The organism is Sneathiella sp., assembly GCF_036844445.1.
GTDB lineage: Bacteria > Pseudomonadota > Alphaproteobacteria > Sneathiellales > Sneathiellaceae > Sneathiella.
The window spans coordinates 333238-346399 of sequence record NZ_DAIUFV010000001.1 but is presented as its reverse complement, the minus strand read 5'-3'; the positions used below and the strand labels follow the sequence as shown (position 1 = coordinate 346399).

10 protein-coding genes are annotated in these 13162 nt (G+C 62.4%); 9 read left to right on the top strand and 1 reads right to left on the bottom strand.

What is annotated here, in order from left to right:
• Window positions 1-20: 20 nt before the first annotated feature.
• From V7Z56_RS01580 to V7Z56_RS01540, 9 genes are all read left to right on the top strand, one after another.
• A complete protein-coding gene (locus V7Z56_RS01580; RefSeq protein WP_334127588.1) occupies window positions 21-1229 on the top strand; it encodes an acetyl-CoA C-acetyltransferase in 1209 nt (402 codons plus the stop codon).
• An 11-nt stretch (window positions 1230-1240) separates the two neighbouring features.
• Window positions 1241-3385 (top strand): 3-hydroxyacyl-CoA dehydrogenase NAD-binding domain-containing protein, encoded by a 2145-nt coding sequence (locus V7Z56_RS01575; RefSeq protein WP_334127587.1) that lies wholly within the window; start codon window positions 1241-1243, stop codon window positions 3383-3385.
• Between the two features lie 166 nt (window positions 3386-3551).
• Entirely contained in the window at window positions 3552-4055 is a 504-nt protein-coding gene (locus V7Z56_RS01570; RefSeq protein WP_334127586.1) for a MarR family winged helix-turn-helix transcriptional regulator, read from the top strand.
• Window positions 4056-4059: 4 nt separating this feature from the next.
• Window positions 4060-5238, top strand: coding sequence for an HlyD family secretion protein (locus V7Z56_RS01565; RefSeq protein WP_334127585.1), 1179 nt, complete (start codon window positions 4060-4062; stop codon window positions 5236-5238).
• Window positions 5235-6788: a DHA2 family efflux MFS transporter permease subunit gene (locus tag V7Z56_RS01560; protein ID WP_334127584.1), complete on the top strand. Its 1554-nt coding sequence runs from the start codon at window positions 5235-5237 to the stop codon at window positions 6786-6788. The genes V7Z56_RS01565 and V7Z56_RS01560 overlap by 4 nt, the downstream gene beginning before the upstream one ends.
• Window positions 6789-6886: 98 nt before the next feature.
• Window positions 6887-8038: an acyl-CoA dehydrogenase family protein gene (locus tag V7Z56_RS01555; protein ID WP_334127583.1), complete on the top strand. Its 1152-nt coding sequence runs from the start codon at window positions 6887-6889 to the stop codon at window positions 8036-8038.
• Window positions 8035-9090: an acyl-CoA dehydrogenase family protein gene (locus V7Z56_RS01550; RefSeq protein WP_334127582.1), complete on the top strand. Its 1056-nt coding sequence runs from the start codon at window positions 8035-8037 to the stop codon at window positions 9088-9090. The genes V7Z56_RS01555 and V7Z56_RS01550 overlap by 4 nt, the downstream gene beginning before the upstream one ends.
• A gap of 86 nt (window positions 9091-9176) precedes the next feature.
• The gene (locus V7Z56_RS01545; protein WP_334127581.1) at window positions 9177-10865 is read left to right on the top strand and encodes an N-acyl-D-amino-acid deacylase family protein; all 1689 of its coding nucleotides are present in this window, start codon (window positions 9177-9179) and stop codon (window positions 10863-10865) included.
• A 230-nt stretch (window positions 10866-11095) separates the two neighbouring features.
• Window positions 11096-11614 carry a class I SAM-dependent methyltransferase gene (locus tag V7Z56_RS01540; RefSeq protein ID WP_334127580.1) on the top strand — a complete coding sequence of 173 codons (519 nt, stop codon included), beginning with the start codon at window positions 11096-11098 and terminating at the stop codon, window positions 11612-11614.
• Here the strand turns inward: V7Z56_RS01540 and V7Z56_RS01535 are convergent.
• Window positions 11611-12981 carry a TetR family transcriptional regulator gene (locus tag V7Z56_RS01535; RefSeq protein WP_334127579.1) on the bottom strand — a complete coding sequence of 457 codons (1371 nt, stop codon included), beginning with the start codon at window positions 12979-12981 and terminating at the stop codon, window positions 11611-11613. The genes V7Z56_RS01540 and V7Z56_RS01535 overlap by 4 nt on opposite strands.
• Window positions 12982-13162: the final 181 nt, after the last annotated feature.

The following is a 13162-nucleotide window of genomic DNA, read 5'->3' as shown; positions in this document are numbered from 1 at the left end:
CACCCGGGAGGAGATTAAACGTGGTCGAAACAGCTTATATATATGACGCCATCCGCACGCCCCGCTCGAAGGGCAAGGCGGATGGAACTCTCAATGAAGTCAAGCCCGTCACGCTTGTTACAACGTTGCTGAACGAGATGCAGCGCCGCCATGATCTGGATACCGCGCGCGTCGATGATGTGATGCTCGGCTGCGTCTCGCCGCTCGGCGAACAGGGCGCGGTGCTGCCGAAAACCGCGCTGCAGGTGGCCGGCTGGGACGAGAGCGTGCCGGGCGCGCAGGTCAACCGCTTCTGCGCCTCAGGCCTTGATACCGTCAATACCGCGGCGGCGAAAATCGCGAGCGGCTGGGAAGATCTGATCGTCGCGGGCGGTTTCGAGAGCATGAGCCGGGTGCCCATGGGCAGCGACGGCGGCGCCATCGTCGAAGACCCCGAGACCACGCTCCGGGCCGGATTCGTGCCGCAAGGCATCGGCGCGGACCTGATCGCGACGCTCGGCGGCTGGGACCGCGATGCGGTCGATGAATTCGCCGTCCGCAGCCAGAAACTCGCTGCGAAAGCCCGCGACAGCGGCTGGTTCGACCGCTCCGTCGTGCCGGTCCGCGATGAAAACGGCCTCGTCATCACGGCGCGAGATGATTTCATCAAACCCGATACCGATATGCAGACGCTCGGCAGCCTGAAGCCGAGTTTCGCAGGCCCCGGCGCCATGGGCTATGACCATGTCGCCCTCGCCCGCTATCCGCATGTCGAGCGGATCAACCATGTCCACACGCCCGGCAATTCGTCCGGGATTGTCGACGGCGCGTCGCTGGTCCTGCTCGGCAGTGAACGGGCCGGCAAGGATCTCGGCCTCACCCCGCGCGGGCGGGTTGTCTCCATCGCCCTCACCTCGACGGAACCGACCATCATGCTGACCGGCCCCGGTCCTGCCTCAAAGAAGGCGCTGGCGAAAGCCGGCCTCACCATCGATGACATTGATCTTGTGGAAATCAACGAGGCTTTCGCCTCCGTCGCGCTCCGCCTGCAGCGCGATCTCGATGTTCCGGATGAGAAGCTGAATGTCGTCGGCGGCGCGATCGCCATGGGCCATCCGCTCGGCGCGACCGGCGGCTGCCTTGTCTCGATGATGCTTGACGAGCTGGAGCGGCGCAATCTGAAGCGCGCGCTCATTTGCATGTGTGTCGGCGGCGGCATGGGCATCGCCTCCATCATCGAACGCGTATAAGGAGAGGCGAAATGTCCGGATTTATTTATGAAAAAGATGCAGACGGCATTGTCACGGTCACGATGGACATGCCGGGCCAGTCCGCCAACACCATGAGCGATGCCTATGACGGCTATATGAGCGAGACGCTTCAGCGTCTTGAAGCGGAGGCGGGCCTCAAAGGCGTTGTTTTCGCTTCGGCGAAGAATACGTTTTTTGCCGGCGCCGATCTCAACTCCATCCTCGATACCGCCAACTCGCCCGAGGATTTCTTCAACTATATCGAACGCTCGAAAGGCTATTTCCGCCGCATCGAGAAGCTGCCGGTTCCGGTCGTCGCCGCCATCAACGGCGCGGCGCTCGGCGGCGGTTACGAGCTCTGCCTCGCCTGCAACCGGCGCATCGTTGTCGACAATCCGAAAGCCATCGTCGGCTTGCCGGAAGTGACGCTCGGTCTCCTGCCGGGCGCGGGCGGCGTCGTTCGGCTGACCGCCCTCCTCGGGCTTGAAAAAGCGCTGCCGCGCCTTTTGGAGGGGAAACCGGCGAAGCCCGCGGAAGCCCTGAAAGACGGCATGGTCGATGAGATTGTGGCGACGGAAGCCGACCTCATTCCCGCCGCAAAAGCCTGGATCAAAGCGAACCCCGACGCCGCGGTGCAGCCGTGGGACCGCAAAGGCTTCCGCTATCCCGGCGGCAATCTCGATGCGCCGAATGTCCGCATGGCGGCGATCATCACCCCCACCCTGCTCTATAAAAAGACGCGGGGGAGAATGCCGGCGCCCGAGAAGATCCTCGATATCGCGGTGAACTCCATGCGCATCGGCTTCGACAGCGCGCTCCGGCAGGAAAGCCGCGGCATCTGCACGCTGGTCCGGACGCCCGAGGCACGCGCCGCCATCAACACCTTCTTCTTTGGCCTCAACGGCATCAAGAACGGCAAGCTGCGCCCGGCCGGTGATCGCTGGCAGGCGACAAAAACCGCCGTCCTTGGCGCCGGCATGATGGGCGCAGGCATCGCCTGGGCCCACGCGGCGCGCGGCCTGCCCGTTGCGCTGAAAGATACCGACCTTGCAAGGGCCGAGAAAGGCAAGGCCTATTCCGAAACACTGGTCGCGAAGCGCACCAAGCGCGGCCAGATGGACGCGGCAAAGGGCGACGCCCTCCTTGGTCTCATCAAGCCGACGGAGAATGATGCCGATTTCGCCGGCGCCGATCTCATCATCGAGGCTGTGTTCGAGGATATCGAGCTTAAAGAGAAAGTCATTCCGGCCACCTTCAAGCAGCTTGCCGGGCACGGGATCTACGGCTCAAACACCTCGACGCTGCCGATCTCGCTGCTCGCCGAAAGCTGCCCGGATCCGACCCGCTTCATCGGCATTCACTTCTTCTCGCCGGTCGACAAGATGCAGCTTGTCGAGATCATCGTCGGCGAGAAGACAAGCGAAGAGACGGTGCGCAAGGCGTATGACTATGTGACGCAGATCGGCAAGACGCCGATCATCGTCAATGACAGCCGCGGCTTCTTCACCTCGCGCGTCTTCGGCACCTATGCCGATGAGGGCGTCAGCCTGCTGGTTGACGGCGTCGATCCGGTCGTGATCGAACGGGCCGCCTGGCTGGCCGGCATGCCGATCGGCCCGCTCGCGGTCTCCGACGAGGTCAGCCTCATCCTGCAGAAAAAGGTCCATGACACCCATCAGGTGCTCGATAAACGCCTCGGCGTCACCAACGGCTACCCGGCCGACATGACCGCCTCCATCGCCGTGACGCACCGGATGGTCGACGTGGGGCGCGGCGGCCGTCAGTATGGCGGCGGCTTCTATGACTATGCGGAGGATGGCAAGAGCCTCTGGTCCGGGCTCAAAGAGTTCGCCAAAGGCAACCGCGACATCCCGATGCAGGATATCGAGGACCGGCTGATTTACCGGCAGGTGATCGAGACGCTCCGCTGCTATGACGAAGGGGTGCTCCGAAGCGAGGTTGAAGCGAATGTCGGTTCCATCTTCGGCATCGGCTTTCCGGCCTATACCGGCGGGGCGCTGCAGTTCGTGCATGGCGTCGGGATTGATGCCTTCGCGAAACGGGCGAAGGAGCTTGCCGAGACATACGGAAGCCGCTTCGCGATCTCTTCAAGTGCCCTTGAGAAACTCCGCGCGGGCGCGAAAAAGGCCGCCTGAGCGGCAATAAACTTTGATGAAAAAAGCCGCTGCCGGGATGCCGGCGGCGGTTTTGTTTTCATGTGCGCCGGCCCTTTGCAAAAAAGTGGCGGAGAGGCCCGCCGGCCTCTTGAAATATAGTATACCTTGCTTATTATATGCCTCCCTTACTATGAGGAAGACATATATGCAAAATATGCCGAACCCGGAAGAAAGTATCGGTTTCCTGATCAGCGATGTCGCCCGCCTGATGCGCCGCAACTTCAATCGCCGGGTCCAGGATTTTGGCCTTTCGCAGGCGCAGTGGCAGGCCCACGCCTATCTCTACCGGCAGGAGGGTGTCAAACAGGTCACCCTCGCGGAGATGCTGGAAATCCAGCCGATCACCCTCGCCCGCCTCCTCGACCGGCTGGAGGACGCCGGTCTTGTCTCGCGCCGGCCCGATCCCACCGATCGCCGCGCGAGCCGCCTTTACCTGACCGAGAAAGCCAAACCCCTGCTCCAGCAGATGCAGGAGCATTCGGCAATCACCAAGGGGCAGGCGACGATGGATCTGTCCGAGGCGGAGCGCCTGCAGCTCGTGCGCATGCTGCAAACCGTAAAGCAGAGCCTGCTCTTTGCCGAAACCCGGCTCGACAGCGAACTCCCGCCCCTCACCAAATCCGCTGCCAAACAGAAAAAAAGAGCGTAAACCAATGGCAGACATCCCTCCTTCCGCCGAGAGCCAGATCGAAGAGACACCGCCGCCTGCGAGTGCGGCCCGGCGTCCGGCGCGGCGGCGGCTGATCCGTTTCTCCCTGCTGATCCTGGGGCCGCTTCTCGTTCTGCTGGTCAGCGGCTATTTCTATTTCACCGGCGGGCGATTCGTCGAGACGGACAACGCCTTTATAAAATCCGACAAGGTCTTGATCGCCGCCGAGGTGTCGGGGCTGATCTCCGAGGTTTCCGTCCGCGAGAACCAGCGCGTCGAGAAGGGGGATGAGCTCTTCCGCATCCAGGATCACAGCTATCGCATCGCGCTGATGGCGGCGGAGGCCGGCCTCGCCAACGCCCGCGACCGCATCGCCAGCCTCAAGGCGACGCACCGCCAGAAGCAGGAAGAACTCGCCCTCGCCCGCACCAATATTGCCTTCGCCCAGACCGAGTATGACCGCCAGGCCAAGCTGATTGCGAGCAGCGCGGTATCGCGGAGCAAACTCGATGCAACGCGTCACGAGCTTGATATTGCACGCCAGCAGCTTGACGTTATCGCCGAGGAGATTGCCGAGATCACGGCGCAGCTTGGCGGGGATCCGAACATCCCCATTGAGCAGCATGCCCTCTATCTCGCCGCCATGGCGGAGAAGGAAAAGGCGCTTCTCGATGTGGAACGCACGGTTGTGCGCGCGCCCTTCGCCGGGATCGCCAGCAACACGCCGCAGGTCGGCCAGCAGGTCATCGGCAACGGCGCATTTTCAAGCGCGGTGATGAGCCTGATTGCCGAGGATGACATCTGGATCGAGGCGAATTTCAAGGAAACCGACCTGACCCATGTCCGGCCCGGCCAGAAGGTGACGATCACCGTCGATACCTACCCGGACCATAGCTGGCACGGCACCGTCGAAAGCCTTGCGCAGGCAACGGGCGCGGAATTTTCCGTCATCCCGCCGCAGAATGCGACCGGCAACTGGGTCAAGGTGGTGCAGCGCATCCCGGTCCGTATCCGGCTGGATGCGCGTGACGACACGCTGCCGCTCCGCGCCGGGATGAGCAGCATTGTCGAGATCGATACCGGCTACAGCCGCCCGATGCCGAAACTGGTGCGCGCGGCGCTCAACTGGCTCGGTGCGGAAACGCCGATGTCCACGGCAGTCGCAGCGCCGGGCAGCAGATGAGCATCGCCGCGGCCGGCAGCGATATCGCGGGCAGGACAACGCCGTTCGAACGCGCGATGATTACGGCGTCGGTGATGCTGACAACGATCATGCAGGCGATCGACACGACGATCGCCAACGTCGCGCTGCCGCATATGCAGGGCACGATGTCGGCGACCCCCGACCAGATCTCCTGGGTGCTGACAAGCTATATCGTCGCGGCCGCGATCATGACCCCGCCGACCGGCATTCTCGCCGCCCGGCTTGGCCGGCGGCGGCTGTTCATTATCATGGTGATCGGCTTCACGCTTGCCTCGATGCTTTGCGGCGCGGCGACCTCGCTGACCGAGATCGTGCTGTTCCGCGTCATGCAGGGCATCTTCGGGGCCGGGCTGGTGCCGCTCTCGCAGGCCATCCTGCTCGACACCTACCCGACCGAAAAGCACGGCTCGGCAATGGCCATCTGGGGTATGGGCGTGATGGTGGGGCCGATCCTCGGGCCGACGATCGGCGGCTTCGTGACCGAATATTACAACTGGCGCTGGGTCTTCTATATCAACCTGCCGGTCGGTATTCTCGCCCTCGTCGGGATCATCACCTTTGTCCCCGAAACGGTGCGCAACCGCGCCCGCCAGTTCGATTATTTCGGCTTTGCGCTTCTCAGCCTCGCCATCGGGGCGCTGCAGCTTATGCTCGACCGCGGCGAATCGCAGGAGTGGTTTGCCTCAAACGAGATCATCATCTATGCGACGATCGCGGGCCTGTGCTTCTATACATTCTTGGTCCATATGTTCACGGCGCGGGCACCTTTTATCGAGCCCGGCCTGTTTCGCGACCGGAATTTTTCCGTCGGCCTTATCCTCATCTTCATCATCGGCATCATCCTGCTTGCAACCATGGCGCTGCTGCCGCCGCTTCTGCAGAACCTCGCGGGCTATCCGGCGCTGACGACCGGCTATGTCCTCGCCCCGCGCGGCATTGGCACGATGGTCGTGATGATCTTTATCGGCCGGGTGATCGGCCGCGTCGATACCCGGATCCTGATCCTGACCGGAACGCTGCTGACCGCCTATTCGCTGTACGAAATGTCGCGCTTCACGCTCGATGTCTCGGTCCATGAGGTGGTCTGGACAGGGGTTGTCCAGGGTGTCGGCCTCGGCTTTATCTATGTGCCGCTCACCACCCTCACCTTCTCGACGCTCGCCGCCCATTACCGCAATGACGGGACGGCGATGTTCAGCCTGATCCGCAATCTTGGCAGCAGTATCGGCATCGCTATGGTCTTTACCATCCTCAGCCGGCACACTCAGGCCAATCACGCCGCCATCGCCGATCAGATGACCCCATTTCGGGACGCGCTACAGGCCCCCTTTCTGCCCGGCAGCTGGAACTGGCATCTTCCTACAGGGCTTGCGGCGCTGAATGAGGAGGTGACGCGACAGGCGGCGATGATCGCCTTTTTGAACGACTTCACGCTGATGATGTGGTTGTCGCTCGCCTCAGTCCCGTTATTGCTACTCTTGAAAAGTGACGTTAAAACGAGGCCGGCAAATGCCGGTCCGGCAGAATAGCCATTGCCACGCCGAATGAATATGACCACAATACCGAATAAATAAAGACAAGAACATAGCCGCAAAATCAGGCTATCGACGAAGGGACGCTGTTTTTCATGTCGTATTTCAATTTTGATCCCTACAGCCTGCCGCCGGAGGCGGAAGCGCTCAGACTGGAGGTGCGCGCCTTCCTTGAGGAGGAGCTGGCGGATTATCCGGCGCAGCTTCGCGCCCGCTCCTGGGCCGGGCTTGATCCTGAATTTTCCCGCAAGATGGGCGCCAAGGGCTGGATCGGCCTCACCTGGCCGAAAAAATATGGCGGCGCCGAGCGCAGCTTTTTCGAGCGCTATGCCCTGCTGGAAGAGCTTCTCGCCTACGGCGCGCCGGTCGGCAGCCACTGGATCGCCGACCGCCAGAGCGGCCCGACGATCCTCCGCTTCGGTACCGACGAGCAGTGCCGCCGCGTTCTGCCCGGCATCATCCGCGGCGAATCCTATTGCTGCATCGGCATGAGCGAGCCCGACACCGGTTCCGACCTCGCCTCGATCCGCACGAAAGCCGACAAGGTGGACGGCGGCTATGTCATCAACGGCACCAAGATCTGGACCACGGCGGCGCATCATTGCGACTGGATGATCGCGCTCGTCCGCACCAGCCCGCCGTCGGAAAACCGCCACGCCGGGATGAGCCAGTTTCTCATCAACCTCCGCGCGCCCAAGGGCGTGACCATCAGCCCGATCCGCAACATCGCCGGCGAAGTTCACTTCAACATGGTGATATTCGAGGATTTCTTCGTACCTGAGACGGACCGCATCGGCGAGGAAGGCGATGGCTGGAAACAGGTCAATGCCGAGCTTGCCTTCGAGCGCTCGGGGCCGGAACGCTACATGTCCTCCATCCAGCTGCTGATCGAGATGATCCGTGAGGCGAAACTTGACCCGAGCCGCCGCGCGAAGCGCGAGATCGGTCGCCTGATCGCGCATCTCGCAACGCTGCGCCGCATGTCCATCTCGGTCGCTGGCAAGTTGGAAGCCCGCGCCAACCCGGCGCTTGAAGCCTCCGTCGTCAAGGATCTCGGCGCGGTCTTTGAGCAGGATCTGCCGGAGATTGCACATCGTTATGCAAGCGGGGAAGCGAGCGTGATTGCAGGCAATGATTTCGAGGAAGTGCGCGCCTATCTGACGCAGGCCGCCGTTTCCTTCTCACTCCGCGGCGGGACGCGGGAAATTCTGCGCGGCATTATTGCACGGGGGCTCGGCCTGCGATGAATGAACTGCAACAGATTATGGCCGATACGGTCGAGAAACTCTTCTCCGACCAGGCGACGAAATCGCTGAAAGAAGCGGCCGAAGCCGGCAGCTTCCCAAGTTCCCTCTGGGACGCGATCACCGAGAACGGGCTGCTGCATGTGCTTGTTCCCGAGAAAATGGGCGGTGTCGACGGGCAGTTTGCCGACGCCGAAGTGATTGTCCGCGCAACCGGCCGCCACGCCGTGCCGCTGCCGATTGTCGAGGCGATCCTCGCCAATCACCTGCTGGCGCGGGCCGGGATCCAGCCGCCGGAGGGAATTACCGTCATCGCGCCGGTGCGCGCCGATGAAACGCTGCGCCCGGACGGCGCGGGCGTCTCGGGCGCGGTAACCCGTGTCCCCTGGGGTCGCCATGCCGATCATGTCGTTGTCCTCACCGGGAGCGAGATCGCGCTCCTCAAGGCGGGTGACTACAGCGTGACGGAAAACCAGAATATCGCGACGGAGCCCCGCGATACGCTGACCTTTGACGCGGCGGTTCCCGTCGCCCGCGCGCCGCTTCCCGCCGGGATCACGGCGCAAAACGTCTTTGCGCTCGGCGCGATGATGCGGGCGTCGCAGATTTCCGGCGCCATCGACTGGGTGCTGGAGGCGACGGTGCAATATGCCAACGACCGCGTCCAGTTCGGCCGCCCGCTCGGCAAGCTGCAGGTGATCCAGCAGAATCTCGCGGTGATGGCCGGTCACGCCGCCGCCTCGGGCGCGGCGGTGCGGGGCGCCTTCCTCGCCGCCGATCTTGCAACGACGAGCGATCTTGACGGCACATTCGAGATTGCCGCCGCCAAAACGCGGGTCAGCGAGGCGGCCGGTATCATCTGCTCGCACGCCCATCAGATCCACGGCGCAATCGGCTTCACCTATGAGCATGACCTGCACTTCCGCACTCGCCGCCTGTGGTCGTGGCGCGACGAGTTTGGCTCCGACAGCTACTGGTCGGACTGGATCGGCGAGCAGGTGCTTGGAAAGGAGGCGGATGGTCTCTGGGCCTGGCTGACGACACGGCCAACCTGATGAGGTGAGATGATCCGGTAAGGGCGGCGACAGACCGTCAGATCAACCCGGCGCGATATAAGCCGGGAGAAGCAAGGAGGAACGATATGACACTTGACCTGAAAATCACCGGCGGAACCATCATCGACGGCACCGGCCGACCCGGCTACCGGGGCGATGTCGGGATCAGGGACGGGCGTATCGTCGCTCTTGGCGAGGTGACGGAAGCGGCAACGCGCGAGATTGACGCGCGCGGCCTCACCGTCTCTCCCGGCTTTGTCGATATCCATACGCATTATGATGCACAGGTGATCTGGGATCAGATGCTGTCGATCTCGCCCTGGCACGGCGTCACGACCGCCGTGATCGGCAACTGCGGCTTCGGGGTCGCGCCGACGCGCCCCGAACATCGCACCAACATCATGCGCACGCTTGAAAAGGTCGAAGGCATGGCGTTTGAGGCGCTTCAGAAGGGGCTCGGCGCGGACTGGCCGTTCGAGACTTTCGCCGATTATATGAAGGCGATCGAAGCGCGCGGCAGCGCGATCAATCTCGCTGTTCTCGCCGGCCACACGCCGATCCGCACCTATGTCATGGGCCCCGATGCGGTGGAGCGCGAAGCGACCGAGGCGGAGATGGAGCGCATGGCCGAGATCGTCGTCGAGGCGATGCAGGCCGGCGCGCTCGGCTTCTCCACCTCGCAGGCAACAACCCATCACGGCTATGGCGGCAAGCCGGTGCCGAGCCGCCTTGCCGATATGATCGAGATTGACCGGCTGGTCGGCGCGGCGCGCGAAGGCGGCGGGCGCATCGTTCAGGCGACGGTCGGCCCGACCCTCTTTCACGATCAGCTCGCCACCCTTTCAAAAAAGCATGACATGCCGATCAGCTGGACGGCGCTCCTCTCGGGCATGTCGGGTCCCGGCTCGCACCGCCGGCATCAGGAAGTCACCCGCAAACTCCGCGCCGAGGGCGTCAAGATCTATCCGCAGGTGGCCTGCCGCCCGATCAATTTCGATTTCGAATTCAACGAGCCCTTCCCCTTCGAGATGCGCCCGCTGTTCAAGCAGATCATGGAAGCGGACACGGAAGGGCGAAAAGCCATCTACCGCGACCCGGAGTTTCGCAAGGCCTTCCGCGAGGATACCGGCGCGGGCGCGAAAAATGCCGTCGCCGGCTGGATCGACCGTTGCGTTATCTCGATGGCGCCCGGCAATCCCGACTGGGAAGAGCAGCCGCTTCGCGAGATCGCGACGCGCGTCGGCAAGGATCCGATCGACTTCGCGCTTGATTTCTCGCTCGAGACCGACTTTGTCGCCCGCTTCCGCTTCCCCATCGTCAATTACGACGAGGAGGAGGTTGCCGAGCTTCTGGTCGATGACAATCTCGTCCTCGGCCTCTCCGACGCGGGCGCGCATGCGAGCCAGCTCTGCGATGCCTGCTATTCGACGCATCTGCTCGGCCACTGGGTGCGCACGCGCGGCACCCTCAGCCTTGAGCAGGCGATCCATATGCTGACGCAGAAACCGGCGCAGATTTTCGGCATCGACGGCCGCGGCGTGCTGGCCGAAGGGATGATGGCCGATGTCGTCATCTTCGATCCGGCAACGATTGCCGCGGGCCGACTGCAGCGGGTCTATGATCTCCCGGACGGGAGCGACCGTCTCGTCTCGCCGGCGAGCGGCATCAAGTCGGTGATCGTCAACGGCAGGCTGCTGATCGAAGATAATGAACCGCAGGACGCGGCGCTTGCCGCCCTGCCGGGGAAACTGCTGCGAAACGGTCTTGCCGCCTGATGTCAGCGCACTCGCAAAACCACAAAGGCTGCCGGGACCGGCAGTCTATTTTTGCGCCTCCCTCGTCCATATCAGCAAAAGTCGTTTTACATATCACAATAATTTGATCTACCCTGAACGGATCGGCGCCACAAATGAAGCGTCACATCCAACGTACTCAAGCTTTCCCTCACAAGGCTTACATAATGGATCAGTCATTCATATTTGCAGTTCTTCGAAATCCCCGCCGGATGGGTGCGCTGGCGCCGAGCGGCCGGCCCCTCGCCCACGCCATGGCGAATATTACGGAGCTGGCGGGCAAGCGGCTCCTGGAGCTCGGGCCCGGCACCGGGGTCATCACCGAGGCGCTGCTGGGCGCGGGCGCGGAGGCAGAGAAGCTCTTCCTCGTTGAGCGCGATCACCATCTGGCGGCCATGCTGATGCGGAAGTTTCCGGATCTCAATGTCCGTGTCGGCGATGCCGGGCATCTCACCCAGATCATCGATCCGGACGAGACCGCCGCCTTCGACATCGTCTATTCCAGCCTGCCGCTTCTCAATATGCGAAAAAAGGAAATCCACCGGATACTGGAGCAGATTCTGAGCCTTCTTGACCGGCAGGGGATGCTGATCCAGTACAGCTATTCCTCGCGCCCGCCGATTTCCGAATCGCTCTGCCGGGATCTCGGCATCACCGGCGTTCGCGCCGCCACCGTCATTCGCAATCTGCCGCCGGCGCGCGTCTGGAAATATACTCTCAACGCGGATTAAAAGGTGGGGAGGGCGCCGGCCTCTGCATATGCCGCGTGGTTCTGCGGCGTCTCGCGGCTGAGCCCGTCAAAGAACAGCGTCAGGATCATATCGACCAGATCATCGAGGCTATGGCTGTCGGCCGTCGTCTCACGGTCGGGCTTGAACCAGAGCGCCGTCCAGTTGAGGGCGCCAAGCAGGAGCTGACGGGTCGGCAGAATTTCGATCTCATCGCGAAATTCATGCGACGCGCCGACGAGGGAGAGACAGTCGCTCCAGACTGCGGCGAGCCGCTGGCGGACGGGCTGGTGGCGATCCTGCACATCCTGCGGGAGCTGCGAATAGATCCGCATATTCATCCCGACAAAATCGTTGCGGACGAAAAGATAGAGCATATGCGTGCGCACTGCGGCGGCGACGCACGCCACCGGGCAGGCGAATTTCTCTTTACTCTCAATGACGGAGGCAACGCCATCGGCAACTTCGTTGAGGCCGCGTGCCAGCACCTCGTCGATGATCTCCTCCTTCGAGGAGAAATGATAGTAGATGCTGCCGGCCTCCATGCCGGCAACTTCGGCGATATGCCGCAGCGTCACCCCTTCATAGCCCCGCTCGCGCAGCACGCGCGCCGCAGCGATCAGGATCCCGAGGCGGGATTTGCCGAATTTCGGCTGGCGCGCCACCAGCGCCTCGAGCGGCTCGACCGGGATCGAGAGCGCGGTCCGCCCGTGCCAGGAGAAGCCCGGCCGCAACATGCCATCGAGCAGAATGTCGGCAACCCGGTCGGCGAAACTGGTGATGGAATATTGCTCGGTGTCGAACCATTCGACGGTCCAGTTGAGCGCGCCGATAATGATCCGCTGCAAAAAGGCGGTATCAAGATCTGCCCGCAACTCACCATTCCGCATGGCATTTTCGAACGCCTCTTCCCAGATATTGCCATAGATCTCGAAGGTCTGTCGGTGGCGGGCCTGGTTCTCGGGCGGCAGCATCGAAAAATTGCGGATGCTGGCGGCGGTGAAATCCCCGGCATAGAGAAGATAGTAGAGATGCGCATGAACCATGGCGCGAAAGACACGCCGGAAATCGCCGCCCTCCGCCTCGCTCCGCGATCGCGCTGCGGACACGAAGTCGATGATCTGGCGGCAGCCCTTGTCGAGCACTTCATCGAGCAACTCCTCCTTGGAGGAGAAATAATAATAGATGCTCCCCGCCGCGATCCCCGCTCCCGCGGCGATATCCTTCAAAGAAGATGCCGTATAGCCGCGGCGGCGGAACCGGCGCGCCGCTTCCGCAAGGATAAGCTGGCGCGTCGCCGTCGCTCGAACGCGCCGGGCCGTGTTTTCCTCGCCGCGGCTTCGCGGCCGGATATTCTGACTGAACGTCACGCTTTGTTCCTCAACCCGTGGCCGATGATCTGACCTGTCGTTATTTCCGGCTGTTCTATGGAAATTATATCTCTAATCAACCGGTTTGCGAGCGTCCCACGGAAATGTGACCGTTTCCGGGCAGCCTTGCGAGAAAAGAAAAAGGCTATGATGCCGGATAATCGCATTCTGCTTGCATCAG

Coding starts and splice junctions, on each gene's coding strand:
- V7Z56_RS01575 (WP_334127587.1), top strand. CDS start 1,241: ATGTCCGGATTTATTTATGAAAAAGATGCAGACGGCATTGTCACGGTC.
- V7Z56_RS01570 (WP_334127586.1), top strand. CDS start 3,552: ATGCAAAATATGCCGAACCCGGAAGAAAGTATCGGTTTCCTGATCAGC.
- V7Z56_RS01565 (WP_334127585.1), top strand. CDS start 4,060: ATGGCAGACATCCCTCCTTCCGCCGAGAGCCAGATCGAAGAGACACCG.
- V7Z56_RS01560 (WP_334127584.1), top strand. CDS start 5,235: ATGAGCATCGCCGCGGCCGGCAGCGATATCGCGGGCAGGACAACGCCG.
- V7Z56_RS01555 (WP_334127583.1), top strand. CDS start 6,887: ATGTCGTATTTCAATTTTGATCCCTACAGCCTGCCGCCGGAGGCGGAA.
- V7Z56_RS01550 (WP_334127582.1), top strand. CDS start 8,035: ATGAATGAACTGCAACAGATTATGGCCGATACGGTCGAGAAACTCTTC.
- V7Z56_RS01545 (WP_334127581.1), top strand. CDS start 9,177: ATGACACTTGACCTGAAAATCACCGGCGGAACCATCATCGACGGCACC.
- V7Z56_RS01540 (WP_334127580.1), top strand. CDS start 11,096: ATGGGTGCGCTGGCGCCGAGCGGCCGGCCCCTCGCCCACGCCATGGCG.